This window comes from Thermotomaculum hydrothermale, assembly GCF_016592575.1.
GTDB lineage: Bacteria > Acidobacteriota > Holophagae > Thermotomaculales > Thermotomaculaceae > Thermotomaculum > Thermotomaculum hydrothermale.
This window is the reverse complement of sequence record NZ_AP017470.1, coordinates 2,122,505-2,147,112: the sequence shown is the minus strand read 5'-3', so window position 1 is coordinate 2,147,112 and position 24,608 is coordinate 2,122,505. Positions and strand designations below refer to the sequence as shown.

26 protein-coding genes and 1 pseudogene are annotated in these 24,608 nt (G+C 35.9%); 14 read left to right on the top strand and 13 right to left on the bottom strand.

Translation table 11 applies throughout. The features are described from left to right. Positions 1–11: 11 nt before the first annotated feature. The 10 genes and pseudogenes from TTHT_RS10005 (at position 12) to TTHT_RS09960 (ending at position 11,411) form a co-directional block, all read left to right on the top strand. Positions 12–602 carry a hypothetical protein gene (locus tag TTHT_RS10005; protein WP_201327840.1) on the top strand — a complete coding sequence of 197 codons (591 nt, stop codon included), beginning with the start codon at positions 12–14 and terminating at the stop codon, positions 600–602. Between the two features lie 138 nt (positions 603–740). Further along, the gene (ftcD, locus tag TTHT_RS10000) at positions 741–2,582 is read left to right on the top strand and encodes a glutamate formimidoyltransferase (protein ID WP_201327839.1); all 1,842 of its coding nucleotides are present in this window, start codon (positions 741–743) and stop codon (positions 2,580–2,582) included. A gap of 19 nt (positions 2,583–2,601) precedes the next feature. Then, on the top strand, positions 2,602–3,495 hold the full coding sequence (locus TTHT_RS09995) for a bifunctional enoyl-CoA hydratase/phosphate acetyltransferase (protein ID WP_201327838.1): 894 nt from the start codon (positions 2,602–2,604) through the stop codon (positions 3,493–3,495). Between the two features lie 9 nt (positions 3,496–3,504). Further along, entirely contained in the window at positions 3,505–4,578 is a 1,074-nt protein-coding gene (gene buk / locus TTHT_RS09990; protein ID WP_201327837.1) for a butyrate kinase, read from the top strand. Positions 4,579–4,639: 61 nt separating this feature from the next. Continuing rightward, on the top strand, positions 4,640–5,020 hold the full coding sequence (locus tag TTHT_RS09985; protein WP_201327836.1) for a DUF134 domain-containing protein: 381 nt from the start codon (positions 4,640–4,642) through the stop codon (positions 5,018–5,020). Continuing rightward, the gene (locus TTHT_RS09980) at positions 5,010–6,221 is read left to right on the top strand and encodes a P-loop NTPase (RefSeq protein WP_201327835.1); all 1,212 of its coding nucleotides are present in this window, start codon (positions 5,010–5,012) and stop codon (positions 6,219–6,221) included. Before TTHT_RS09985 ends, TTHT_RS09980 begins: the two co-directional genes overlap by 11 nt. A gap of 21 nt (positions 6,222–6,242) precedes the next feature. Next, positions 6,243–7,409, top strand: a complete 1,167-nt coding sequence (locus tag TTHT_RS09975) for a trans-sulfuration enzyme family protein (protein WP_201327834.1) — start codon at positions 6,243–6,245, stop codon at positions 7,407–7,409. Positions 7,410–7,583: 174 nt separating this feature from the next. Further along, entirely contained in the window at positions 7,584–9,755 is a 2,172-nt protein-coding gene (locus TTHT_RS09970; RefSeq protein ID WP_201327833.1) for a DOMON domain-containing protein, read from the top strand. A 161-nt stretch (positions 9,756–9,916) separates the two neighbouring features. Next, positions 9,917–10,429 (top strand): annotated as a pseudogene (locus tag TTHT_RS09965) (DUF6036 family nucleotidyltransferase); the annotation flags it as partial. Continuing rightward, positions 10,404–11,411, top strand: a complete 1,008-nt coding sequence (locus tag TTHT_RS09960; RefSeq protein ID WP_201327831.1) for a hypothetical protein — start codon at positions 10,404–10,406, stop codon at positions 11,409–11,411. The pseudogene TTHT_RS09965 and the gene TTHT_RS09960, both read left to right, overlap by 26 nt. On the opposite strand, the gene recO is transcribed toward TTHT_RS09960, so the two are convergent. From recO to thiI, 5 genes are read right to left on the bottom strand one after another with little or no spacing between them, the layout of a single operon-like run. Continuing rightward, complete coding sequence (recO, locus tag TTHT_RS09955; RefSeq protein WP_201327830.1) at positions 11,403–12,020, bottom strand: DNA repair protein RecO; 618 nt, start codon at positions 12,018–12,020, stop codon at positions 11,403–11,405. The genes TTHT_RS09960 and recO overlap by 9 nt on opposite strands. Next, complete coding sequence (locus tag TTHT_RS09950; RefSeq protein WP_201327829.1) at positions 12,020–12,502, bottom strand: LeuD/DmdB family oxidoreductase small subunit; 483 nt, start codon at positions 12,500–12,502, stop codon at positions 12,020–12,022. Before TTHT_RS09950 ends, recO begins: the two co-directional genes overlap by 1 nt. Beyond that, complete coding sequence (locus tag TTHT_RS09945) at positions 12,499–13,761, bottom strand: 3-isopropylmalate dehydratase large subunit (protein ID WP_201327828.1); 1,263 nt, start codon at positions 13,759–13,761, stop codon at positions 12,499–12,501. Before TTHT_RS09945 ends, TTHT_RS09950 begins: the two co-directional genes overlap by 4 nt. 14 nt (positions 13,762–13,775) lie before the next feature. Next, positions 13,776–14,120, bottom strand: coding sequence for a YbeD family protein (locus TTHT_RS09940; protein ID WP_201327827.1), 345 nt, complete (start codon positions 14,118–14,120; stop codon positions 13,776–13,778). Then, on the bottom strand, positions 14,113–15,282 hold the full coding sequence (gene thiI / locus TTHT_RS09935; RefSeq protein WP_201327826.1) for a tRNA uracil 4-sulfurtransferase ThiI: 1,170 nt from the start codon (positions 15,280–15,282) through the stop codon (positions 14,113–14,115). Before thiI ends, TTHT_RS09940 begins: the two co-directional genes overlap by 8 nt. A gap of 126 nt (positions 15,283–15,408) precedes the next feature. On the opposite strand from thiI, the gene sthA reads away from it, so the two are divergent. The 3 genes from sthA to TTHT_RS09920 all read left to right on the top strand — a co-directional run bounded on the left by sthA (position 15,409) and on the right by TTHT_RS09920 (position 18,114). Continuing rightward, complete coding sequence (sthA, locus tag TTHT_RS09930) at positions 15,409–16,830, top strand: Si-specific NAD(P)(+) transhydrogenase (RefSeq protein WP_201327825.1); 1,422 nt, start codon at positions 15,409–15,411, stop codon at positions 16,828–16,830. A 156-nt stretch (positions 16,831–16,986) separates the two neighbouring features. Further along, positions 16,987–17,544, top strand: coding sequence for a hypothetical protein (locus TTHT_RS09925; protein WP_201327824.1), 558 nt, complete (start codon positions 16,987–16,989; stop codon positions 17,542–17,544). Positions 17,545–17,556: 12 nt separating this feature from the next. Continuing rightward, a complete protein-coding gene (locus tag TTHT_RS09920; RefSeq protein ID WP_201327823.1) occupies positions 17,557–18,114 on the top strand; it encodes a hypothetical protein in 558 nt (185 codons plus the stop codon). Positions 18,115–18,134: 20 nt separating this feature from the next. Here TTHT_RS09920 and TTHT_RS09915 read toward each other — a convergent pair whose 3' ends face one another. Continuing rightward, a complete protein-coding gene (locus TTHT_RS09915; protein WP_201327822.1) occupies positions 18,135–19,106 on the bottom strand; it encodes a DUF4097 family beta strand repeat-containing protein in 972 nt (323 codons plus the stop codon). A 132-nt stretch (positions 19,107–19,238) separates the two neighbouring features. Between TTHT_RS09915 and tsaA the strand changes: the two genes are divergently transcribed. After that, on the top strand, positions 19,239–19,727 hold the full coding sequence (gene tsaA, locus TTHT_RS09910) for a tRNA (N6-threonylcarbamoyladenosine(37)-N6)-methyltransferase TrmO (protein WP_201327821.1): 489 nt from the start codon (positions 19,239–19,241) through the stop codon (positions 19,725–19,727). Positions 19,728–19,778: 51 nt separating this feature from the next. Here the strand turns inward: tsaA and TTHT_RS09905 are convergent, their stop codons facing one another. The 7 genes from TTHT_RS09905 to hemE all read right to left on the bottom strand — a co-directional run bounded on the left by TTHT_RS09905 (position 19,779) and on the right by hemE (position 24,509). Continuing rightward, complete coding sequence (locus tag TTHT_RS09905; RefSeq protein ID WP_201327820.1) at positions 19,779–20,030, bottom strand: type II toxin-antitoxin system HicA family toxin; 252 nt, start codon at positions 20,028–20,030, stop codon at positions 19,779–19,781. After that, positions 20,023–20,244 (bottom strand): type II toxin-antitoxin system HicB family antitoxin, encoded by a 222-nt coding sequence (locus tag TTHT_RS09900; protein WP_201327819.1) that lies wholly within the window; start codon positions 20,242–20,244, stop codon positions 20,023–20,025. The genes TTHT_RS09905 and TTHT_RS09900 overlap by 8 nt, the downstream gene beginning before the upstream one ends. 80 nt (positions 20,245–20,324) lie before the next feature. After that, positions 20,325–21,455 carry a cysteine desulfurase family protein gene (locus tag TTHT_RS09895; protein ID WP_201327818.1) on the bottom strand — a complete coding sequence of 377 codons (1,131 nt, stop codon included), beginning with the start codon at positions 21,453–21,455 and terminating at the stop codon, positions 20,325–20,327. Then, positions 21,452–22,165 (bottom strand): SAM-dependent methyltransferase, encoded by a 714-nt coding sequence (locus tag TTHT_RS09890; RefSeq protein ID WP_201327817.1) that lies wholly within the window; start codon positions 22,163–22,165, stop codon positions 21,452–21,454. The genes TTHT_RS09895 and TTHT_RS09890 overlap by 4 nt, the downstream gene beginning before the upstream one ends. Beyond that, positions 22,137–22,592: a dUTP diphosphatase gene (gene dut, locus TTHT_RS09885; RefSeq protein ID WP_201327816.1), complete on the bottom strand. Its 456-nt coding sequence runs from the start codon at positions 22,590–22,592 to the stop codon at positions 22,137–22,139. Before dut ends, TTHT_RS09890 begins: the two co-directional genes overlap by 29 nt. Next, on the bottom strand, positions 22,577–23,485 hold the full coding sequence (hemH, locus tag TTHT_RS09880; protein WP_201327815.1) for a ferrochelatase: 909 nt from the start codon (positions 23,483–23,485) through the stop codon (positions 22,577–22,579). Before hemH ends, dut begins: the two co-directional genes overlap by 16 nt. Beyond that, positions 23,466–24,509, bottom strand: coding sequence for a uroporphyrinogen decarboxylase (gene hemE, locus TTHT_RS09875; protein ID WP_201327814.1), 1,044 nt, complete (start codon positions 24,507–24,509; stop codon positions 23,466–23,468). Before hemE ends, hemH begins: the two co-directional genes overlap by 20 nt. Between the last annotated feature and the right edge of the window lie 99 nt (positions 24,510–24,608).

Here is a 24,608-nt window from a genome sequence, read left to right as displayed (position 1 = left end):
GGAAGTGATTTATGGAATACCCGGAATTTTTTGATAGAGTTGAGAAAATTACGCTTTACGACCCGCTTGCTGAATTTTTAGGAAGTTTTAAAGATGGCATCATTGAATACGGATTTACAGACATTGTGAAGGCAACAGGGCACGGCTGCGTAACAGTTGCCGGAGCATACCTTGCAACAGTTTACGGATTAAAGGCATTGTATAAGAATGGATTGCCTGAAAGGGGAAAGATTAAGGTTGAACTTCCTCAGGCAATTGATGAGGGAACTCAGGGGGTTATTGCGTCTGTCATTACCCACATTACAGGGGCAACCTCTAATCAGGGGTTTAAAGGGCTTAACGGCAAATTTTCAAGGACAAACCTAATGTTTTTCAATACAGGAATTCAATCTTTCGCAAGGTTTACAAGAATTGATAATAATAAATCTGTGGATGTTTTTTACTTTCCTCAAAAACTCGTATCCCCCGGAAATGTTTTGGGCAAAATGCTTTCAATCTCCCCTTCCGACAAAGAGTTTGAAAATTACCAGAATCAATGGCTTGAAATTGTTAAAACAGTGCTTGAAAACCCTGATAAGGTAATAGAGGTCAAAGAGGTTTAATTTTTCCGCAAAAAAACAGGCTATTTTTAGACTTTTCCCTGCCAAAAGGTGACAAAAAATTGATTATTTGCTATGTTTATACCGACGGGATTATTGTCCCTGAAATGGTTTTATAGAAAAATATTTCGGAGGAGATAAATGGCAAAAAAATTGGTTGAATGTGTCCCAAATTTTTCCGAAGGAAGAAACAAAAAGGTTATAAATGCAATAGTTGATGCAATTAAGTCTGCAGAGGGGGTTGAAGTTCTTGATGTTGACCCGGGATACGACACAAACAGAACTGTTGTAACCTTTATTGGAGAGCCTGATGCTGTGGTTGAAGGTGCTTTCAGGGGAATAAAGAAAGCCTCCGAATTGATTGATATGTCAAAACATCACGGAGAGCACCCGAGAATGGGGGCAACAGATGTTTGTCCTTTTGTCCCTGTTAACAATATAACTGTTGAAGAGTGTGTTGAACTTGCCCATAAACTTGCAAAGAGGGTTGGAGAGGAGTTAAAAATCCCTGTTTACCTTTACGAATACGCAGCCCAAAAGCCAGAGAGGAAAAACCTTGCAAACATAAGAAAGGGTGAATACGAAGGGCTTGCTGAAAAACTAAAAGACCCAGAGTGGAAACCAGATTACGGCCCTGCGGAATTTAACCCTAAATCAGGGGCAACAGTTATTGGCGTTAGAGAATTTTTAATTGCATATAACATAACCTTAAACACAAGGGAAAAACTCTATGCAACAGATATTGCACTTGAAATAAGGGAAAAGGGAAGGCCTAAGAGGACAGGTAATATTAAACCCTTTTATACCTATGGAAATATAGTTAAACACAAAGAGGGAGAATTCTATTGCGGAAACTGCGATTTTGTCGCAAAGACACAGGAAGAATTGTTTGAACACTGCGAAAAAGAGCACAATTACGATTTAAAGGCAATCTATAAAGAGCATGGAATAGATTATACAAACCTTGTTGGCAAGCCTTCAATTAAGGCTGGAAAATTTAAATTCTGCAAGGCAATCGGCTGGTATGTTGACGAATACAAAAGGGCGCAAATATCAATAAACCTGACAAATTACAAGGTAACCCCCCCTCACATTGTTCTTGAAGAGGTAAGAAAGCTTGCCGCAGAGAGGGGCTTAACCGTTACCGGAAGCGAGGTTGTTGGCCTTATTCCTTTTGAAGCACTGTATCAGGCTGGCGTTTACTATCTAAAAAAACAGGGTAAATCAGCAGGTGTTCCATTGGACGATGTTTTAAAAACAGCAGTTTACTCAATGGGGCTAAACGATGTTTCTAAATTTGATATTAAGGAAAAGGTTTTAGGCTATCCATCACTTGACGACAGAAAACTTATAAATATGAGTGTTAAAGATTTAATAGACGAGGTTTCAAGGGCAACCCCTGCCCCTGGAGGCGGTTCTGTTTCTGCCTTAGCATCTGCACTCGGAGCGGCATTATCCTCAATGGTTGCAGGGTTAACCATCTCAAAGAAAAAGTACTTAAAGGTAAAAGATTTAATGGCTGAAATAGGGGAAGAGGCACAGAAGATTAAAGATGAACTGGTTAGGGGAATAGACGACGATACCGACGCATTTAACGAATACTTTGTTGCATTAAAGATGCCTAAAAACACAGAGGAAGAGAAAAAAGCAAGGGAAAAGGCAATGCTTGAAGGGTTGAAGAAGGCAATCTCCGTTCCCTTAAAAACCGCAGAAAACTCATTAAAGGCAATTGAAGTTGCAATCAAGGTTGCAGAAAATGGAAACATAAACTCTGTAACTGACGCAGGGGTTGGAGGAGAGGTTGCCTATGCAGGGCTTAGAGGGGCTATATTAAATGTGCTTATAAACCTCCCTGGAATAGAAGACAAAGAATTTGTAAATGAAATGAAAAAGAAGTGCGATTCATTACTCAACAACGGACAGAATTTAGTTGAAAAATTGAGAAAGGTTGTTGAAGAAAAGATTAAGCAATTGGAAAAATAAGGTTTTATAAGGAGTTAAAATGAAAAAGCTTTCAAACCTGATAGAAAAGGCTAAAGGTGCGCAAAAAAAGAAGATAGTCGTTGTTGAAGGCCATGATCTCCCTGTACTTGAAGCAATAAAAGAGGCTTTGGGATTGGAAATAATAGAGCCTATTTTAGTTGGAGAGAAGGAAAAAATAGAAAAATCCCTTAAAGAATTAGATATTCCTGTTTCACAGGTGGAAATACTCAATACACATTCACCTGAAGAATCTGCAAAAAACGGGATTTCCCTTGTTTCCAAGAAAATGGCAGATGTGGTAATGAAGGGGCTTATTCCAACTGATACATTTTTAAAAGCAATTTTAAACAAAGAGTGGGGGTTGAGAACAGATTCAATCCTCTCCCATATTGCACTGTTTGAAATACCCACCTACCATAAACTTCTTCTTATAACAGATGCGGCAATGAACATAGCTCCTGATATAAACCAGAAGATTCACATAACAAAAAATGCTGTTAATTTTATGAAAAACATAGTGGAAGAAAAACCTAAAGTAGCTTTTTTAACTCATAACGAAAAGGTAAAACCAGGGGTTCAGGCTTCAGAAGACGCAGCAATGCTAACAATGATGGCAAAAAGGGGACAATTGGGAGATATAGTTGCAGACGGCCCACTTGCCCTTGACAACATAATCTCAAAAGAGGCTGCCGAACACAAAGGAATTAAATCAGAGGTTGCAGGGGATGCTGATATAATTATCTGCCCTGAAATTATGAGTGGAAATGCACTTTACAAATCATTAACCTACTTTGTAAAGGCAAAAGCAGCCGCATTGATTGCAGGGGCAAAGGCACCGGTTGTACTAACCTCAAGAGCGGATAGCGCTGAGACAAAGTTGTATTCAATAGTTTTTGCAGTGGTAAACTCATAGAGGAAAAAAATGACATACAAAATATTAACAATAAACCCTGGCTCAACCTCAACAAAGGTAGGATTGTTTGAAGGTTCAAACCCGATTAAGGTTGAAAACCTAAAACACGACAGCAATGAATTATTACAATTTAACTCTGTTTACGAGCAATTCCCATTCAGGAAAAAGGCAATAATGGATTTTTTAAACACAAACGGAATTGAATTAAAAGAGATTGATGCATTTGCAGGGAGGGGTGGGCTGTTAAAACCAATCCCCGGCGGGGTTTACAGGGTTAACACATTAATGAAAAGGCATTTAAAATACGCAAAATTTGGAGAGCATGCATCAAATTTAGGGGCAATTTTAGCAGATGAATTGGCAAAGGAAGCGGGGGATAAACCAGCATTTATTGTTGACCCGCCTGTTGTTGATGAAATGATAGAGGAAGCCCGTTACTCTGGAATGCCTGAAAATCCAAGAAAATCAGTGTTTCACGCATTAAACCAAAAGGCTGTTGCAAGGAGGTATGCAGATTCTATCGGCAAAAAATACAATGAATTAAACCTTGTTGTAGCCCATTTAGGAGGCGGGATTACTATTGGCGCCCATAGAAAGGGCAGGGTTATTGATGTTAACGACGGTTTATCTGGGGACGGTCCATTTTCCCCTGAGAGAAGCGGGGGAGTTCCAACCTTAAAACTTATTGAACTTTGCTACTCAGGTAAGTATGAGCCTGAAACAATGAAAAGAAAAGCAGTTGGAAAAGGGGGGCTTGTTGCATATTTAAAAACAAGCGACGCAATAAAAATAGAAGAAATGATAAAACAGGGGGATAAAAAAGCAGAAACAGTTTACAGGGCAATGGCCTATCAGGTTGCAAAAGAGATTGGTGCATACCATGTTGCTTTAAGTTGCGAAACAGATGCAATTATAATAACAGGGGGGCTTGCACACTCTGAAATGCTTGTCTCCTGGATAAAGGAAAGGGTTGAGTCCTTAGCAAAGATTGTTGTATTCCCTGGGGAAGACGAATTGTTAGCCCTTGCAGAGGGAAGTATAAAAGCATTAAATGGAGAAATTGAGATAATGGAGTACGAATAGCTTTAAAATTAAAAATATTCTGCTATATTAGTTATGAACAAATGTTCTTTATGAGGAGAGAATGGTCAGGCCAAGAAAATTAAGGGTTATAGGGAAAAAACCTGAAGTTAAGATATTCAAGCCTGTGGGAATGCCTTTTAGAATGATAGAAAATATAACCCTTACCCTTGACGAGTTTGAGGCAATAAGGCTATGCGATTACGAGGGGCTTGACCATGCAGAGGCTGCAGAGTTAATGAAAATATCAAGGCCTACCTTTACAAGGCTTATTGATAAAGCAAGAAACAAAATTGCAACAGCAATTGTTGAAGGAAAAGCCATAACTGTTGAAGGGGGAAATGTGGCCTTTGAGGAAAGACAGAGATGCAAAGATTGCAATAAAGAAATTCCAGCAACAAAAAAGCATAATTGCAAAAATAAAGGAGGAAACAATGGCAAATAGTTGTTCAACAGGTTCGTGCGGAGCAAACCAGAACCAGGATTTTGAAAGAATGATAAAGGATGCTCAAATACAGGAAACATTATCAAAGATAAAAAACAAGGTTGTTGTTTTGTCTGGAAAAGGCGGGGTTGGTAAATCCACCGTTGCAGCAGGCATTGCAGTATCCCTTGCAATGGAAGGATATCAGGTTGGATTAATGGATGTTGATGTACACGGCCCAACAATTCCAAACCTCTTTGGCTTAACAAATGCAAGGCCGGGGCTATCCCCTGCTGAAAAGCTTGTTCCTTTAAAGGTTTTGCCAAATTTAAAACTCATTTCAATCGGATTTTTACTTCAATCCCAGAAAGACGCTTTAATATGGAGAGGCCCTTTAAAAATAGGCTTGATTGAACAGTTTATTTACGATGTTGAATGGGAAAACCTTGATTATCTAATTGTTGACTGCCCTCCAGGAACAGGAGACGAGCCTTTGACAATTTTTCAATTAATGAAAGACGCTCAGGCAATTTTAGTTACCACTCCACAAAATGTATCAGTAATTGATGTGGAAAAATCAGTTACCTTCTGCGAAAAAATGGGAGTAAAAATTACCGGAATTATTGAGAATATGGCAAAGCTGAAATGCCCTGAATGTGGGAAAGAGATAAAGATATTCCCGGGAAGAGGCGGGGAAAAAATTGCAGAAGATTTTAACCTAAAATTGCTTGCCAGTCTGCCGTTATCCCATTCGTTAATAGAAAAGGCTGATAAGGGAGAACTCCACAAGGCTGTAAAAGAACTTGAAATGCTGAAACCGGTTATTGAAGGAATTATTGAAGAGACAAAGGCAAGAGATTTGAAATTAGATAAAAGAATAATTAAGATAGCAATACCCCTTGATGAAAACGACAAACCGTCCGCACACTTCGGGCATGCCCCAAAATTTGCATTTGTAACTGCCGACAGGGAGAAAAAGGTTGTTGTATCAAGGGAAGACAAAACCCCACCGCCACATGAGCCAAATGTAATCCCTCAATGGCTTGCTGACAACGAGGCAGATGTTTTACTTACAGGGGGAATTGGGCCCAAGGCTGAAACAATTTTAAACAACAACAAGGTTGTTGTAATTAAAGGTGTTACCGGAGACAACATTGAAAAAATAGTTACAGACTATCTAAATGGCAGCCTTCAAACACAGGAAAATATGTGTGACCATTAAAAATAGATTTAAGGAGTAGGTATGAAACACAAAATTGAAACAGAATGTATCCACATTACAATGGACAACAATGAGCATTTAGCGGTTAATGTACCAATCTATCAAACCTCAACATTTAAGTTTCACAATGCAGACCACGGTGCAGAACTGTTTGCAGGAAAAGGGCAAGGCTACATATACACAAGGATAGGAAATCCAACAATTGAAGCATTGGAAAAGGCTGTTGCAACACTTGAGCATGGTTACAAGGGGCTAATTACATCAAGCGGAATGGCAGCAGAAACCCTTATCTTTTCAACATTTTTAAAAAGCGGAGACCATGTAATCTCATCTGAATCTGTTTACGGGCCAACATCAACCTTGCTTAAAAATGTATTCTCAAACTTTGGCATTGAGACAACCTTTGTTGATACCTCAAGCATAGAGGAAATAAAAAAGGCAGTTAAACCAAATACAAAGATGATTTATGTTGAAACACCGGCAAACCCCACCCTTGTTGTAACAGACATTGAAGAGGTATCAAAGATAGCAAAAGAGATTGGAGCAAAGTTTGTTGTTGACAATACTTTCTCATCTCCAATTTTGCAACAGCCATTAACTTTAGGGGCAGACATTGTACTGCACTCAATGACGAAGTTTTTAAACGGGCATGCAGATGTTGTTGCAGGCTGCGTAATTCCAAAAACTGAAGAGGATTACAAGGCACTATACTCTACCCACAAGCATTTAGGGGGAATAATCTCACCAATTGAAGCATTTTTAATCTTAAGGGGAATAAAGACTTTAGCATTGAGAATGGAAAGGCATTGCCAGAATGCAATGAAAATTGCGAAATTCCTTGAAAATCACCCAAAGGTTGAAAGGGTATTTTACCCGGGGCTTGAATCCCACCCACAACATGAGGTCGCAAAAAAACAGATGAAGGGCTACTCTGCAATGATTTCATTTGAATTAAAGGGCGGATTAGAGGCAGGCAAAAAGATGATGAACTCTGTTAAGGTCTGCACACTTGCAGTGTCTTTAGGGGGAGTTGAAACACTAATCCAGCACCCAGCCTCAATGACGCACGCAGGAATGCCTAAAGAGTTGAGAGAACAGGCTGGAATTACAGACGGGCTTGTCAGGTTATCCGTTGGCATTGAAAATGTTGAAGATTTAATTGCCGATTTAGACCAGGCAATGAGTTAATTTTTTATACACTGTTAATCTATAGGGGCAATTTGCCCCCTTTTTTATTGCAAAAATACTTTCCTTTTTTTATAATAATTTTCGGTATGTTAACCAACACAACACAATAAAAAACTTTTCAGACAAATTTTAATTAAAAAACATACCTCAACTTGTTTAAAAAGGAGGTTTTTGGTGAAAAGGTTGTTGGCTATTGGATTGCTTTTTTTATTTTATTCTCTATCATATTCAAAAATAATAAGCGTAAACATACCATACATCCCAGACGGAAAAATAAAACTTGACGGCATTGTAAATGAAGATATTTATAAAAAAGCATTTCACTGGGATAAATTTGTCCAGACTCGTCCAGGGGATAATATAAAACCCTCTCAAAAAACAGAAATGTTTATGTTTCACAACGGTAAAGAGTTAATTATCGCTTTTATATGCTACGACACACATCCTGAAAATATAAAAAGGATTAGAAGAAGAAGGGACAATGTATGGGGCGATATTGATTCAATAGATATTTGTATTAACACTTTTGGAGACGGAAAACAGTATTATGACTTTGCAATTTCTGCTATGAACGACGTCAGTGATGATTTATCTGATTATGTCAACGGAGGAAGCCAGGACATAGACATTGTGTTTGAACACAAAACTCACTTTTTTGATAAAGGCTGGAGCGTTGAGGTTATAATACCCTTTTCAAGCATCAACTTAAAGGCTGATAAAAACGGCAATGCAAAATGGTACTTTGACGCTCAAAGGCATATTCCAAGGAAATTTCACGAAACAATAAGTACCCTTCCTTACAATAGGGATGCAAACGACATAACAGACGGGGAAATGATTTTGAATTTAGACCATATACAAGAAATCGGAGAAAAAAAGAAATTAAAACTTATCCCTGAAGTTGTGGCTTCTTATTCAAAAAATAAAAATATGTGGAACAAAAAAGAAACTCATTCCTTTGAAAAAATGACAATAGGACTAACAGGCGAGTACGATTTTTCGGAGAACACTGTTGCAAAATTCACAATCCACCCCGATTTCTCTCAAATTGAAGCGGACGATGTCTATCAGGAAATAAACAATAGGTATCCTGTTTACTTTAAAGAAAAAAGGCCTTTTTTCATGGACGGAATGGAATCTTTTTCATCGCCAATTAACCTTGTCTATACAAGAAACATTGTAAAACCTGAGTACGGCCTGAAATTTACAACCAAAAACAAACACACAAGCCTTGCCGTCCTTTCGGCAATGGAAAAGGATGTGCCTGCAGAAAGATTTGATTTAATCGGCAATTCAAAGGATGTTTACTGGAATGTATTAAGGGGTACATATAACTTTTCTCCAGGAAACTATATAGGCGGATTTTATATTTTAAGAAACTTCGGCTCTTACTTTAACCAGGCTATTTCAATAGACGGGGCAAATCAGATAAAAAAATGGAATCTGTCTTACCAGGCAGTTGCAACTTCTTTAAAGGAAGAAAGTTCTACAAAACACGGAGCAGCAGGTTCATTCAGTATTTCATACAAATGGAATAGGTATTTTCGTTCAAACATCAATTATAGTTTTTTGTCCCCTGATTATTTTAATGATATGGGATTTATAACAACAAATAACATTAGGTCTTTTGGAATGGGACAGAATTTTAACTATTCTCCGGAAACAGACAAAGGATTGATAAAAGGATTTTCATTAGGCGGATACTATGATATGCAATACTACTACAATAATTCAAAGTTTTACTCAAATTCAACATCGCTATGGTGTTTTATTCGCTTAACGGGGAGAATACAAATTTTTTCAAACGCTTACACAGAAAATGAAGAATACAAAGGGACAATCTATCCTGTAAACTTCAAAAACATCGGTATTTACTGGGGAGAACACGATAAATTCCAGCCATGGTTTAATATTGGCAGAGGGACATCCATTCTCTACGGAAACAATCCTCAACTTGCAGACCAAAAATCATACCATGTAGGTATTTCTTCGGATTTTTCATCATTCCAATTTAGACTATCATTATCCTTTTACACTTTCAACGACAAACAGACAGGAGCTTTTATAAGAAAACAGAGGGCATTACAGTTTAACGGTGAATACTTTTTCACAGACAGGCTAAGCCTAAAAACAATGTACCAGTCTGTGCTTCCTAAATACAGAGATTATCAATTCAAAATGCCTTACCACTACTTTTATCTTTTAATCACCTGGCAAAAAGACGCGTATAGAAAGATTTACGCAGGAATTACAAACTCAACCTTAACAATGAATACCATTGACAATGATTTTATAGGATACAACAACGATAAGGTGGCATTTGCAAAACTCAGCTGGCTGTTTTAAAGTTGCAAATAATTCAAAAAAATAACTATTGACAAACCCCATTTATACTTTTATACTACTAATAATAAGTGGTATAAAGGTAGCTTAATGCTAAACAGAGAAAAAATTGAAGATTTGTTTTTGCTATTAAACAATTTACTTGCTAAAAAAACAAAAAATTATCTTTAATAGTTTGCGGTGGTTCATCTTTAATAGTTACAGGACTAATAAAAAAGAGAACAGTTACACAAGATATCGATGTTTTAGGATGTATATCAGGAGAAGGTTCATCTTTAAAACTTAAACCATTGCCTGAATTTTTTACCGATTTAATTAATGAAGTTTCCCAAACATTAGGCCTTCCTGAAAACTGGATAAATGACCAGGCTTTCTCATTAAATTCAGGGATTCTTCCTGAAGGTATTGAAGACCGCTTAATTAAAAGAAGCTATGGAGAAAATTTAATCGTTTATTTTTTAGATAAAAAAGACCAGATATTCTTTAAATTGTATGCAACAATAGACCAGGGACCGGGGAAGCATTACCAGGATTTGATGGAGTTAAAACCTTCTGAAGAAGAACTATTTCAAGCATCCCTCTGGTGTATTAAACAGGACCCTTCACCAGAATTTAAAAACATACTAAAAGATTTTTTAAGGAAAATAGGATATGGAAAAATCGCTGATAGAATTTAGAAACAAATTTTTTGAAAAACTTTATATCCTCTTAACATCTCAATGGAAAATATTAGGTATTCCTTTTCAAAACATAAAATCAAAACCAAACTTTATAATTGACATTGAAGGATTGCTACTTCTCTCACTATCTTTCTTCAGGCTTTACCCCCGTGAATTTGATGAAGTTATTAACTGGTTGTATTATCAAGGAAATATTGTGAACATTCAAAGATTAAAAAACATCTCTCAAAAAAAAGCATTTTCGTCGTTATCTGTTTTAAGTGCAGTTGCTGATTTTTTATCAGAAAACCAAAAACAACCAAAATGGAAGGGTTTAACAAAATTTAAGAACAATAAAAGAGAGGTTTTATTTTGGGACAAAGATTTAAAACCATATCCACAATTTGGAGAAAATGAAGAAACATTTTTGAAACACAATTATTTAAGAGGGAAAATTTCTTTAAAAAATGACATAATTTTTGATTGTGGCACAAATAGTTATTTTTTAAACCTTAAACTAAGACACCTTTTAGGAGTAAATATCAGAAGCGAAATAATAAGTTATCTGCTTCTTTCAAACGAAGGGAACAGCAATTCAATTTCAAATGAAATCTTTTTCCTTCAAAAATCAGTTTACGAAATTCTTAAAGAGTTAGAAAAAGGGAACTTTATTTTTCCAACTAAAAAAGGGAGAGCAATTAATTATAAAATTGACAAAAAAAATTGGCTTAGATTTTTAAATATTACAGAGCCTCTGCCTGATTACCTCAACATTGCAAAAATCTTTTATGCATACGATATTATTTTAGACTTTTTGTTCAAAAGTAAAGAAAAAAGCGGTATAAGTCTTGAATATTCACTAAAAAAAGCATTTAATGAGTTTTTAAAAGAGATAGAAGAATCCAATTTAAGCCTTTACCTTCCTGAAAAAACACCCCATTTCACACAAAGAGAAATCTATAAAACAATCCTTAAATCAATTGATAAATTGTTAAATTAAATTCTTCAACATATCGGCTGATGAAAGTGGTTTGTCTGAATTTTTTGAAATTAAATCTAAACCAAAATTGAAGATAGTTTGAGGTTCTTTGCAATCAAGTTTATCAAGAGGCTTTGCAAGAATTTCATTTAAACATTGAATTTCTTCATTAAATTCACTCAATACACCTGATAGTTTCAACATCCAGATGGAAAAGTAAGAAATTGCTAACTTCAAATCCACCCCATCTTTAAGCGAATCAATTACATGCTTTATTAGCCTGAAAATCTTTGAATTTCTCTCTTTTTCGTATACAAACCTGTCCGTTACCTCGTTTAAAAAAGAGAGGGCAAAAAACTTTTTCATATCGCCTTTAATCCACTTTTGCAGATTTTCAAGCAATTCAACATTGTTTAAAGAATTTAGCCCCCCTTTTCCCCTGTCAAAATACTCAACTTTAACAAAAGAAAATGGCTCTAACTTTCCCTGAAACCTTGATTTAAGCCTGTTTCCCCCCTTTGCAACAAGGGAGATTTTCTCTCCCTTTTCGTTTAAAACAGAAATCACCCTGTCAGATTCGTTAATCACAAACGATTTCAGAATGTAAGCCTTTTCAATCTTTACCGACATTAATCCTTCTTGAATTTTTGTTGCAAATAGGGAATTAAACCCCCTGCATCAATTATATCCCTCACCTCAACAGGAATTGGGGGATAGGAGTATTCAACCCCGTCAACAATAAGTTTATTCTCTTCCCTATTTATCTCAATCTTTGAATCCTTTGTAATTTTATCAACAACATCAGGACACTCTATTGCAAGAAGGCCTGAATTTATGCAATTTCTATAAAAAATCCTTGAAAAAGACTTTGCAACAATAACATCAACCCCTGCGTATTTTATACAGGTTGCAGCCTGCTCCCTTGAAGAACCACAGCCAAAGTTTTTTCCTGCAACAATAATATCCCCTTTTTCAACAGTCTTGGCAAAATCAGGGTCTAAATCCTCTAAAGCATGCTTTGCCATTTCGTAAGGGTCTGTAATTGTATAGGTGTATTTTCCCGGAAAGATTACATCTGTATTTACATCATCGCCGTACTTAAAAATCTTCATTTTAAATCCTCCACTGTGCAGATTTCCCCTTTAATTGCCGAAGCGGCAACTGTTTCTGGTGAGGCAAGGTAAATAAAAGCCTCTTTGCAACCCATTCTTCCCTTAAAGTTTCTATTTGCAGTTGAAATGCAAACCTCTCCCGGTGCAAGCACCCCTTCGTGGGCACCTAAACAGGGGCCGCAGCCAGGGTTCATAACAATTCCGCCAGCCTCAATTATCTTTTCAAAAAGCCCCTCTTTCAAAGCCTGCATGTAAACTTCCATTGATGCAGGAAAAACAAGAAGCCTCACTTTTGGATTAACCCTTCTTCCCTCAAGCACTTTAACAGCAGCTCTTATATCCTCAATCCTTCCGTTTGTGCAGGTTCCTATTAAAGCCTGATGAATCTTTGTGCCTTTTACATCCTTTACTGGTGAGACATTGTCAACTGTGTGTGGCTTTGCAACCTGCGGTTCAACCTTAGATAAATCAATCTCAATTATCTCCTGGTATTCAGCGTCTTCATCTGGAAGTATTACCTCATAATCACTTTCTGAAATTCCCCTTGATTTTAGGTATTCATAGGTTTTTTCATCAGGGGCAAAATATCCGTTTTTTGCACCCATTTCAACAGACATATTTGAAAAAACAATCCTGTCTGCAATTGAAAACTCTTTCACTCCCTCTCCTGAAAATTCAACAGACTTGTACAAAGCACCGTCTGCCCCGATTTTGCCAATTAAGTAAAGCATCACATCCTTTGCTGTTGTGCCCTCTTTCAATTTTCCTTTAAAATCAACCTTTATTGTATAGGGTACTTTCAGCCATATCTCCCCGGTTGCCCAGATAGCAGCAGCCTCGCTTCTTCCAATTCCGCAGGAAAACGCACCTAATGCACCGTAAGAAACAGTGTGGGAGTCGCTTCCAACAATTAGCCTTCCAGGCCTTGCATACCCCTTTTCAATTACAACCTGGTGACAGACCCCTGTGTTAATGTCGTAAAAGTTTTTTACACCGTAAGTTTCAACAAATTCCCTTACAGTTTTGTGGTTTGTGGCATACTTTTCATTTGCAGCAGGAACGCAGTGGTCTAAAATAATCAAAACCTGGTCTGGATTAAACACCCTCTCTGCCCCGATTGATTTAAATTTGCCGTAAATTGCCGCAGAATTGTCGTGGCTCATAACATAATCAGGCTTTACAACAACAATTTCTCCAGGAACAACACTTTCTTTCCCTGCCTTTTTTGCAAGTATTTTTTCCGCAAAGGTTTTACCCATTTTATCCTCCAGATTTACAGATAATATGCTATTGTGCTCTGGTCTTTAAGGGTTTTTAAATACTCGTAAATTCTCTTTAACTCATCTGCCTCTTTCAAGAAAACCCTTACTGTGTATGAGTTATACTTTCCGCCGCTTGATTCCTTCAAAGAAATAAGGCTTCTGTTTATCTCTCTTTCAATAATCTTCTCCATCTCTTTTACAACCTCTTCAATTATCAAAATATCAGCCTTGCCCATTATTTTAAAAGTATAATCGCAGGGAAAGTCTATTAAATCGTCAAGGCTCTGTTTCTTGCCTGTTAAAATGCAGTAATTTTGTTGAAAGGCTTTATCCTTTCCGTTTCCTTTATTATCCATTCTTGCCTCCTATTTTCAAAACCTCGGTTAATTCAATTGATTTGTTTACCAAATCATCTATATCAAATGGCTGTTCAGCCTCTCTTACCTCATTTAATTTCCCGTAAATCTCAGGGAATTTTGGAACAAAGAGAGAGCAGCAATCCTCATAGGGCTCAATTGAGATGTTGTAAGTATCAATTCTCCTTGCAATGGAAATTATCTCCTGTTTATCAAACCCTAAAAGAGGCCTTAAAATAAGGTTGTTTGAAGCATCTGTTATGCACTGCAAATTGTCAAGGGTCTGGCTTGCAACCTGGCCTAAATTATCCCCTGTAACAATTGCTTTACAATTGTATTTTTCTGTCAATTTCTCAGCAACCCTTACCATAAACCTTCTCATTAAAATTATTATAAGTTTATCCGGCGACTTCTTCTTCAACTCCTTTAAAACAGGAGTAAAGTTTACAATTGAAAGCGTAATTTCTGGCTGAAAACGAGTTAGTTTTTCAGTTAACTTAATAATCTTCTCCTTCACCATATCAGAGGTAAAGGGAAATCCGTGAAAATAAACAGGGAAAATCTCACACCCTCTCTTTTGCATTAAAAATGAGGCAACAGGAGAATCAATCCCCCCCGAAAGCATTGTAACAACCTTGCCAGAAACACCAACAGGAAGGCCGCCTATACCTTTTTTAGTTATGCAAAAGACATAGGCTCCCTCTTTCCTTAACTCAATGCCTATTTTCAATTTCGGGTTGTGCACATCAACCGCTATCCCAATCCCGTTTTTCAAGACAAATTCAGCAACCCTTTTGCTAATATCAATTGATGTCATTGGATAGGATTTATCAACCCTCTTTGTCTCCACCTTGAAACTTTCAGGCTTTTTATCAAGAAGGGAAAAAAGTTCAAGCGCTGTTTTTCCAATCTCTTCAATATCAGTATTACATTTCTTTCCTGCTGAAACAGAGACAATTCCCGGAGTATTTTGCAAAATATCTAAAATCTCAAGACTCTCCCCCTCAACAAATATTCTGCCCCTCATTGTCTTCATTTTGTAAGGGATTTCTTTTCTATGCAAAGCCTTTTTTATATTTCCAATAAGCCTGTTTTCAAACAGCCTCTTATTCTTCCCTTTAATAAAAATCTCACCGTATCTCACAATAAACACATAGTTCATCTCAACCTTCCTTCTCTCCCCATTTTCCGTAAGATTATATCAAAATTACATGGTTTTAAAAATTAAAGCATTGCTAAATCTTTATTTTTTTGTAAAATATCAGAAAAGAAATGAGCGGGAGAGGAAATGCAAAAATACCATGTTTGTATAATTGGAAGCGGGCCATCGGGGGAAAGGTGCGCTATAGAATGCGGTACAAATGGCTTTAAAACACTTGTCGTTGACAAGAGGGAGAGGAAGGTTGGCGGGGTTTCCCTTCATGTTGGAACAATTCCAAGCAAGACTTTAAGAGAGGTTATACTTGATATTACAGGGTTTGGCCTTTCCTTTTACCTTCAAAAGAAAAAACCTGAACCTAAAGAATTAACATTAGAAAACCTTTACAAAAAGGTTGGGGCAATAATCAATTGCGAACAGGATGTTTTAGAGGCAAGGTTTAGAAGCAAGAATATAGATGTGCTTTACGGAGAAGCAAGATTTGTTGACAAAAATACTGTTGAGATTTTTAATTCAGAGAGAAATACAACATACACAATTAAGGCAGACAAATTTGTTGTTGCAACAGGCACAGAACCGAGAAGGCCTTTAGATGTCCCCTTTGACTGGGAATTTGTTTACGATTCTGACTTTATATTTTCCCCTAAAAACAAAAGAGAAAAGCTTCCTGAGTCAATGATTGTTGTTGGAGCAGGGGTTATTGGAATGGAGTACGCATTAATGTTTTCAGCATTGGGGGTTAATGTTTCCATAGTTGACAGGAAAAACACTATTTTCCCTTATATTGACAATGAAATTAACAGATACCTTTTAGACATTATGATGTCAATGAATATTAACCTTTACTTTAACAGGAATTACAAAGAGATTGGGGTTAAAGAGGGAAAGGCTTATGTTGTTACAACAAAGGAAGATAAAATTGAAGCAGACTGCGTACTTTTTGCGCAGGGGAGAGTTCCCTCAACCAAAAATTTAAACCTTGAAAAAACAGGGGTAAAGACAGACCAAAGGGGATATATTCTTACTAACGAACACTATCAAACAGATAATCCCAACATTTTTGCCTGCGGTGATGTAATAGGGTATCCATCTTTAGCCTCAACAAGTTACGAACAGGGAAGGGTTGCGGCAAGGGCTTTAATGGGATTGCCAATTCACTCGCACAATCCACACCTATTCCCATTTGCAATTTACACAATTCCTGAAATTGCAAGCGTGGGAAAAACAGAAGATGAATTAATAAAAGAAAACATACCTTATGAAAAGGGGATAGGTTACTATCACGATGTTTCAAAGGCAATAATAAAGGGCAGAAGAAACGGAATGCTAAAAATTCTTTTCAACAGGGAAACATGGGAAATTTTAGGGGTGCATGTAATAGGTGACCAAGCGGCAGAGATTGTTCACATCGGGCAGGTTGCACTTGAAATGGGGGCAAAGATAGATTATTTCTTAAACACAGTTTTCAACTACCCAACCTGGGCTGAGATTTACAGAATTGCAGCCTTTAACGGTATAAACAAGCTTACCTGCGATTTACCGGAGAATTAAATATTAAAAAATTCAAAGTTATGGTTTTTTTAAAGTAAAAAATCAGAAACAGAAAATTTAGTAACTTATAGATAAATATTACAGTTGAAAATAAAATTAAATTTACAAAATAAAAATCAATGTATAAAATAATAAAAAAAGTAAGGGGGTGAAGAATTGAAAAAATTTTTAAAATTCTTTTCAATTCTATTTCTCAGTGCGGTTATTATTCTCCCTTTGCAAGCACAAACAATTGAGAAGAATAATTACTTTATAATTAACTATAATTTTATATTTCCATACTATGATTTAAGAAGAGTGGTAAATGAAAGAATGGGGCAAGGAATTTCGATTGACTGGCAGAACTATCATTTTAAGAATTTTCCCCTTGATATTAGTTTTGAATACAATGAATGGGGAACAGGGAAAAGCAGATTTAAAGACTGGAACACTTCAAGGGTTGTATATTCAAAATTTTTTATAGGGTGGCTTTCCTTCATTCACGAAGAAAAAAGAAGAGGGTTATATAGTGTACTTGGCTTTTCTTTTAACAGGTGGAGAATTGAAAAAGACGGAAACTTTTATCTTTCAACAACGAAGTTTTGTCCAGATATTGAAGTAGGTTACATAACTAAAAACAACTGGATTTTTTCAGCAAGAGGAACAGGTATAGTGCACCTGTCAAAAGACATTAAACTAAACACAAGCATAATTTCAATTGGGAAAAGATTCTAAGGGGGTGAAGATTTGAAAAAATATTTAAAATTTATTTTAATTCTATTTCTCAGTGCGGTTATTATTTTTCCCCTGCAAGCACAAACAATTGAGAAGAATAATTACTTTACAATAAACTATAACTTTGTTTTACCAAACAGAGACTTAAGACAAATTGTTAACGATAGAACAGGGAAAGGAATTGCGGTAAATTGGCAAAACTATTATTTTGAAAATGCTCCACTTGACATTACTTTTGAGTATAATGAATGGGGAACAGGAAAAAGTAACTTTAAAGACTGGAAAACTTCAAGGGTTATACATTTAAAACTCATCATAGGCTGGCTTTTTTGCTTTAACAAGAAAGAAAGAAAAGGGATTCAAACTACCATTGGTTTTTCATTTTCAAGATGGAGGATTGAGAAAGAAGGAAATTTTTATCTTTCAACAACTAAGTTTGATCTGGACGGTGAAATTAAATATATTACAACAAACAACTGGGTTATTTCACTTAGAGGAACAGGAGATACTAATTTAACAAGAGATATTAAGGTAAACACACTTGAATTTTCAATCGGCAAAATGTTTTAAGGGGGAAAATTCCCCCCTTTTTATTTTATCTTTCTTATCTCAATATCCCCTGAGTTTGTGTCTATCTTTACTTTTGGCATTGAGTCATTTCCGAAATTAAATTCTTTGCCCTCTGGCTTGAAGTTTTCGGAATGCTTGAAATTAAAGATGTAATCCCCGAAGACTGTTTTTGCTTTAAAACTTGTTTTTTCTGGGTTGGTTAAACCTAAATTTATATCGCCTGAGGTTGTTTTAAAGTAAAGGTTTGCTAACTTATTTAAGTCAAGAACAATGTCTCCAAATGTGGTTGAAATTTCACCGCTTTTAAGGGAAATTTTCCCAAAGCTTTCAATATTCCCAGAAAGCAGGGTAACATAAACAGAACCAAAGTTTGTTTCTTTCAAATACACATTTCCAAAACCACCGTAAATAGCAAATTTGTCTGCTGATACATTGTTTAGAGAAATGTTTGCATTGTAAATTTTAATTGCAAGGTTATTTAATTTGCAGTCTGAAAGAATTACCTCTTTAAACTTTGATTTAACCTTAAACTTTTTAGCAACAACCCCATTTGCATTTAACTGAGTATTAAGGCCTTTAAATTCAATATTGTTTACGTTTTTTTGAGGCAGGGTTATATAAATTACAGACTTCCCCGTTTTATCGCAATATTTTAACCTCAACTCCTTTGGATACTCGTTTGTTTCAACAATTATATTGTCTCCCTTTTTTTTCACATCAACTGTAAAGTTGTTTATATTTGTCTTTAAACGAAGCCTTATATCAACCTTTACATCCATTGTTTTGTCTTTTGAAGGCTTTATCTCAACCCTGTCAATTAAATCTGAAACCCTTATATAGATGTTTGACGGTTTAACAATGTCAATTATATTCTCCTGGTCAATTCTAAACCTCTTTTTATCAAGCCCATCGCAGTTGTTTGTGTTTGACGATGCAGCGAAAACAACACCAGCAAATATTAAAATTAGAAAAGCAATTAAAAACCTTCTCATAATATCCCCTCCTTTTTTTATAGGTATATTTTACCGCAAAATAAAAAAGGGGGGATAAATTCCTATTTTTTGAAGAATTTTTAATAACAGCATCAGGTTTAATCCTATGATAGAATTTTATAGGGGGATAAGATGGAAGAGATTAAATTCAGGCCAATTGGAATAATTCACTCACCATTTAAAGAAATGAAGGGAACACCCATTCAGGGCAAAGCGGCAAGAGGTGTAAAGGGCACGGTTGAAGTGTTTGAAGATTATACAGAAGGATTGAAGGACATTGAAGGCTTCTCCCATATTATCTTAATTTTTTACTTTCACCTTTCAAAGGGATACTCTCTTCTGGTAAAACCTTATATGGACAATAATTTTCACGGAGTCTTTGCCACAAGGGCGCCCAAAAGGCCTAACGGGATAGGGCTATCTGTTGTTAAATTAAACAAGGTAAAGGGGAATATTTTAGAGATAGAGGATGTTGACATAATTGACGGCACCCCATTACTTGACATAAAACCTTTTGTTCCTGAATTTGATTTAAGAGAGGTTAAATCAATCGGCTGGCTTGAAAAAAATGTAAAAAAACTCCCTCACACAAAAGACGACGGCAGGTTTGAAAAAAATTAAAAAATTGTTTTAATTAAACAACTCTCGGTACTCTTTTTGTTAAATAAGCAATTATTTCTTGCCTTTTTTAAAATCTGAATACAGCCTTAAAAATTCATTTAGTTCAATCTGTAAATCCTCTCTTATAATTTTTCTTAGCAGTCCTTTAGGTAAAATTTTGTTTTTGTGAACAGGGACAGTGGTGTATTTTCCATCTTTTGATTTTAATCTCACATGAGAGCCTTTTGTTCTAATAATTTCAAAACCAATTTTTTGCAGGAATTTTACAAATTCATCACCCTCAATGGCTGGTAACTTAGGCATTAACCTCTATTTCTAACTCTCTGAAACCTACGAATTTGTTTACATTTTCCGTTTTTTCTTCTTCAATACACAATTCAATCGCTTCTTTAATGTTTTCAAGAGCCTCCTCAATCGTTTTTCCATAGGAATGACACCCACTAAAAACTGGGCAACTTACTATGTAATAACCGTCCTCATCAATTTCAACTATAATAGGAAAATGAAGCTTTTTCATACCTTACTCCTTCCTATAATTTAACGAAAAGGAAAAACAAAGTCAAAAAAAGTTACTATTGTTTTAAATATAACGAAAAATTAACTTATAAACAACTCTCTGTACTCTTTTATTGTGTCGGCTATTGTCTTTGCCCCTGTTTTTACATCCTCCTCAGAGTTTACAACAGGGTTTAGGGATATTCTTAAATACTCGTCAGGGTTTAAGCCTAAGGCAAGAATTGTCTTTGATTTTACCTTATCCTTTGCAGAGCATGCTGAACCTGCTGAAATAAATACTCCCTTTTCTGAAAGCATTCTTACAATAACTTCAGACTCTATCCCCTTTGCAAATAAGCCTAAAATATAGGGAGAAAAATCAACAGGTTCAAATATTTCAAAATCCTCTAAATTGTTTGCAAGGGTGTCTTTAAAAGCTTTTCTTAAATTCAGTGTTTTTTCAAAGTTTTCATCCACTTTATCCTTTAAAATTTCAACAGATTTTTTCAATCCTGCAATTCCCGCAACATTGTGGGTGCCTCCCCTTAAACCGTATTCCTGGCTTCCTGCAATCAAAGATGGAAGGTTTATCCCCTTTTTAACAAAAAGCGCACCAACACCTTTGGGGGCAAATATCTTGTGGGCTGAAATTGTTACAAAGTCAATGTGTTTTAAATCAGCCTTTATTTTCATAAATCCCTGAACAAAATCTGTATGGAAAAGGCAGGACGGGTTTTTCTCCTTAACCTTCTTTGCTATTTCCTCAATGTTGAATATTATTCCTGTTTCATTGTTTACCTTCATAATTGACACAAGTTTTGTGTCTTTGTCAATTAAATTCAAGAGTTTTTCTATGTCAATCTTTCCGTCTTTCTCAACTTCAATAGTTTTAATATTTTTCCCCTCTATAAGCAAATCTGTTGCAGCAGTTCTTATTGAATTGTGTTCAATACCGCCAATTACTATGCTTTTATCTGGAAAAAGCTTTGCAACTCCCTTTAAAACCTGGGTGTTTCCCTCTGAACCACCAGAAGTAAAGACACAAAGGTGGGTGTTTTCAAGTTTCAAGCTTTTAAGCAAAACCTCTCTTGCCTTTTCCACAAGCTTGTTTGCCTCTATCCCCAACTTATGTGAAGAGGATGGATTGCCGTAATCTTTTGTTAAATATTTATAAACCTCGTCTGCAACCTCTTTTAAAACAACTGTTGTTGCTGTTGAATCAAGGTAAATCATACATTCCTCCCCTCAATTACAAGGACAAAGGGTTTTCTGTTTTTCTCTTCCCCAACAATCTTTAAGATATTTCCCACAGTATCAATAATAACCTCTTCGTCTTGACAGGTTAAATTAAACAAAATGGAAATCCTTTTATCCTTTCCAAAGGTATTCTTTATAGCCTTTAGCAATTGCTGAAGCCTGTATGGGGTTTCCATAATAAAAATTGGCACTTTTAATTTTTTCAACTCTTCTAACTTTTTCTTTCTTTCTTCATTTTTCCGCGGAAGAAAGCCTGCAAAGTAAAACTCGTTCATATTAAACCCGCTTAAAGCAATTCCGCTCATTAAAGATGACGCACCTGGGATAAAGGTTACCGGCAAATTCCATTCCCTGAAAGCCTTTACAAGTTTTAAACCAGGGTCTGAAAAAACAGGGGCACCTGCATCTGAAAAGTATGCAACAGATTTTCCATCTATTACAGCCTTCTTTATTTCCTCAACCTTTTGCTCCTCATTATGCTCGTTTAAAAATTCAAGGTCGCTTCTTTTTATCCCTAGCGAACGGATAAGCCTGTAAGCCGCCTTTCTCTCTTCCCCATAGACAACATCTGCCTTTTTAAGAATTCTCAATCCCCTTAATGTAATGTCTTCAGGGTTGCCCATAGGGACTGAAACAAGGTAAAGTCCTGATTTTAATTTATTTAACACCTGTGCTTCCGAAACCACCGCTTCCCCTTTCAGTTGAATCAATGTCATCAACCTTAATTAAATTTGCCTGAAAAACAGGGCACAGCACTGCCTGTGCTATTCTCATTCCCCTTTCAATTACAAAATCTTCCTTCCCTAAATTTGCTAAAATTACCTTAACCTCTCCCCTGTAATCTGCGTCAATTGTGCCCGGGGTGTTTAAACAGGTAATACCGTGCTTTAAAGCAAGTCCGCTTCTTGGCCTTATCTGAATCTCAAAGCCTTCCGGAATTGCAAAGATTAGCCCTGTTTCAATTGCCTTAACCTCACCCTTTTTTAAAATAACCTGCTTTTCAACTGCAGCCCTTATGTCCATTCCTGAAGAATGAATTGTCTGATAGGCTGGAAGGTCTATCCCTTCAGCGTGTTTTAAAACCTTAACCTTAACATCTATCTTTTTAACCATTTTTCTCCTTTAACACTTTCTTCAACATAGTTTAACAGAAAAGTTAAAAAATCTTTATCATCATTAAAGAGAGGCACTCTTAAAAAGTTTTTAATCCCCTTCTCTTCTGCAAGATTTTTTAAGTAAATATCTAATTCATACAGTGTTTCAGAGTTGTCTATAACAAAACTCAAGGGAAAAACAACAACATTTTCAAAACTCTGTTTAGAAATCTCCTGAATAACATCTTCAATAAAAGGGGATACCCACTTAACAGGCCCAAGCCTTGATTGAAAGCCTAAAAACACAGGGATATCAAACCTTTGTTTTAATTTATCAACCTGCTCTTTTACCTGGTCAATGTATGGGTCTTTCTTTGTTAAGAACTCAGGGATTGAATGGGCTGTAAACATTATTGCCGTCTTTTCCTTCCCTGATTTTTGTATTGCCTTTTTTATTCTTTTTTCAATTAAGGATATAAACTCTTCATTGTTGTAATATGGTAACACAATCTTTTTGTCCTTCTGGTTTTTAACCCTATCAAGCACGCTTCCCCAGGTGGTTGTGGAAAAGTGTGGAAAGAGGGGGAATATAACCGCATCTTCCAAAAATGCTGATAAATCAGTAAGATACGGAGGCAGATACAAAAAAGAAAAGGAAAATGTAAAATTTTTTTGCTTTAAATTCAAGTTTTCCACAATTTTTTTCACAGTTTTTTTCAAAGGTGAATAACCTATTTTTTCGTAATTCTTTACCAATTCATCTTTTCTCTTTAATGCTATAAACTTAGCAACAAATGGCCTTATAAAAAAGGGGACAGGTAAGATTCTTTTATCAGAAAACATATTTTTTAGAAAAACAAAACTTTGCTCTTTATTTTCAACTCCCCCGTAATCAACCAATATTACCTGCACGGATTACCTCAAGCATTTTTTTAACAGAATCAACAGGGGTTTTTGGAAGAATGCCGTGTCCAAGGTTAAAGATATGCCCTTTTTCTAACTGTCTCCCTTCACTTAATACTCTTTTTGTTTCTCTTTCAATAATCTGGTAATCTGCAAATAGAATAACAGGGTCAAGGTTTCCCTGAAGGGTAAACTTTGAATCTAATTTTTTATCTGCATCTATCAATGAAATTGTCCAGTCAACAGAAACTCCATCAATTTTCAATTGTTTCAATAAATTGTAAAAGTTTGCTCCCCCTTTCGGAAAGTAAATAACAGGGGTTTCAGGGGTATTCTTTTTCATTTTCTCTACAAGTTTTTTAACAAATGGGAAAATATACCTCTCATAGTCAAACGGAGAGAAAATACCTGCAAAGGTGTCAAAAAGCATTAAAACCTCAGCACCGCTTTTAACCTGATTTTTATAGTAAATTTCAAGGGCATTAACAAGCTTATCCATCATAAGGTTGAAGCTTCTTGTGTCGTTGTACATTAGAGATTTAAGGTAAATGTAATTCCTTGAAGATGCCCCCTCAACCATGTAAGCGGCAAGGGTTATAGGTGCCCCTGCAAAGCCAATTAATGTTTTATCTTCGTTTAAAGACATTTTAATAAGTTTTAAAGCCTCAAAAACATAGGATAGTTTTTCTTCAATCCCATCTGTGCTTAATTTTTCAATATCCTCTCTTGTTCTTATTGGAGATTCAAAAACAGGGCCTTTGCCTTCAACAAACTCCAACTTCATTCCCATTGCTTCTGGAACGACAAGAATGTCTGAGAAAAGTATAGCCCCGTCCATATTAAATTCATCAACAGGCTGCAATGTTACCTCTGTGGCAACTTCAGGTGTCTTACACATTGTCATAAAGTCGAACTTTTCCCTTACCTTTCTGTATTGAGGAAGGTATCTTCCAGCCTGTCTCATCATCCAAACAGGGGGAATATCATATTTCTTCCCTTTAAGTGTATTTAAAAGCTTTTTCTCCTTATTCATAGCAACTCCTTATTTTTTTAATCAACAATAATAATAACATAAAAAGAAAACATTAACTTAAAGTAATAATTAGAGGGAGATGTTTTTTTGTGCTAAAAT

Excerpts from the sequence above, each read along its gene's own strand:
- TTHT_RS10005 (WP_201327840.1), top strand. The coding sequence starts at position 12 with ATGGAATACCCGGAATTTTTTGATAGAGTTGAGAAAATTACGCTTTAC.
- ftcD (WP_201327839.1), top strand. The coding sequence starts at position 741 with ATGGCAAAAAAATTGGTTGAATGTGTCCCAAATTTTTCCGAAGGAAGA.
- TTHT_RS09995 (WP_201327838.1), top strand. The coding sequence starts at position 2,602 with ATGAAAAAGCTTTCAAACCTGATAGAAAAGGCTAAAGGTGCGCAAAAA.
- buk (WP_201327837.1), top strand. The coding sequence starts at position 3,505 with ATGACATACAAAATATTAACAATAAACCCTGGCTCAACCTCAACAAAG.
- TTHT_RS09985 (WP_201327836.1), top strand. The coding sequence starts at position 4,640 with ATGGTCAGGCCAAGAAAATTAAGGGTTATAGGGAAAAAACCTGAAGTT.
- TTHT_RS09980 (WP_201327835.1), top strand. The coding sequence starts at position 5,010 with ATGGCAAATAGTTGTTCAACAGGTTCGTGCGGAGCAAACCAGAACCAG.
- TTHT_RS09975 (WP_201327834.1), top strand. The coding sequence starts at position 6,243 with ATGAAACACAAAATTGAAACAGAATGTATCCACATTACAATGGACAAC.
- TTHT_RS09960 (WP_201327831.1), top strand. The coding sequence starts at position 10,404 with ATGGAAAAATCGCTGATAGAATTTAGAAACAAATTTTTTGAAAAACTT.
- recO (WP_201327830.1), bottom strand. The coding sequence starts at position 12,020 with ATGTCGGTAAAGATTGAAAAGGCTTACATTCTGAAATCGTTTGTGATT.
- TTHT_RS09950 (WP_201327829.1), bottom strand. The coding sequence starts at position 12,502 with ATGAAGATTTTTAAGTACGGCGATGATGTAAATACAGATGTAATCTTT.
- TTHT_RS09945 (WP_201327828.1), bottom strand. The coding sequence starts at position 13,761 with ATGGGTAAAACCTTTGCGGAAAAAATACTTGCAAAAAAGGCAGGGAAA.
- TTHT_RS09940 (WP_201327827.1), bottom strand. The coding sequence starts at position 14,120 with ATGGATAATAAAGGAAACGGAAAGGATAAAGCCTTTCAACAAAATTAC.
- thiI (WP_201327826.1), bottom strand. The coding sequence starts at position 15,282 with ATGAACTATGTGTTTATTGTGAGATACGGTGAGATTTTTATTAAAGGG.
- sthA (WP_201327825.1), top strand. The coding sequence starts at position 15,409 with ATGCAAAAATACCATGTTTGTATAATTGGAAGCGGGCCATCGGGGGAA.
- TTHT_RS09915 (WP_201327822.1), bottom strand. The coding sequence starts at position 19,106 with ATGAGAAGGTTTTTAATTGCTTTTCTAATTTTAATATTTGCTGGTGTT.
- tsaA (WP_201327821.1), top strand. The coding sequence starts at position 19,239 with ATGGAAGAGATTAAATTCAGGCCAATTGGAATAATTCACTCACCATTT.
- TTHT_RS09905 (WP_201327820.1), bottom strand. The coding sequence starts at position 20,030 with ATGCCTAAGTTACCAGCCATTGAGGGTGATGAATTTGTAAAATTCCTG.
- TTHT_RS09900 (WP_201327819.1), bottom strand. The coding sequence starts at position 20,244 with ATGAAAAAGCTTCATTTTCCTATTATAGTTGAAATTGATGAGGACGGT.
- TTHT_RS09895 (WP_201327818.1), bottom strand. The coding sequence starts at position 21,455 with ATGATTTACCTTGATTCAACAGCAACAACAGTTGTTTTAAAAGAGGTT.
- dut (WP_201327816.1), bottom strand. The coding sequence starts at position 22,592 with ATGGTTAAAAAGATAGATGTTAAGGTTAAGGTTTTAAAACACGCTGAA.
- hemE (WP_201327814.1), bottom strand. The coding sequence starts at position 24,509 with ATGAATAAGGAGAAAAAGCTTTTAAATACACTTAAAGGGAAGAAATAT.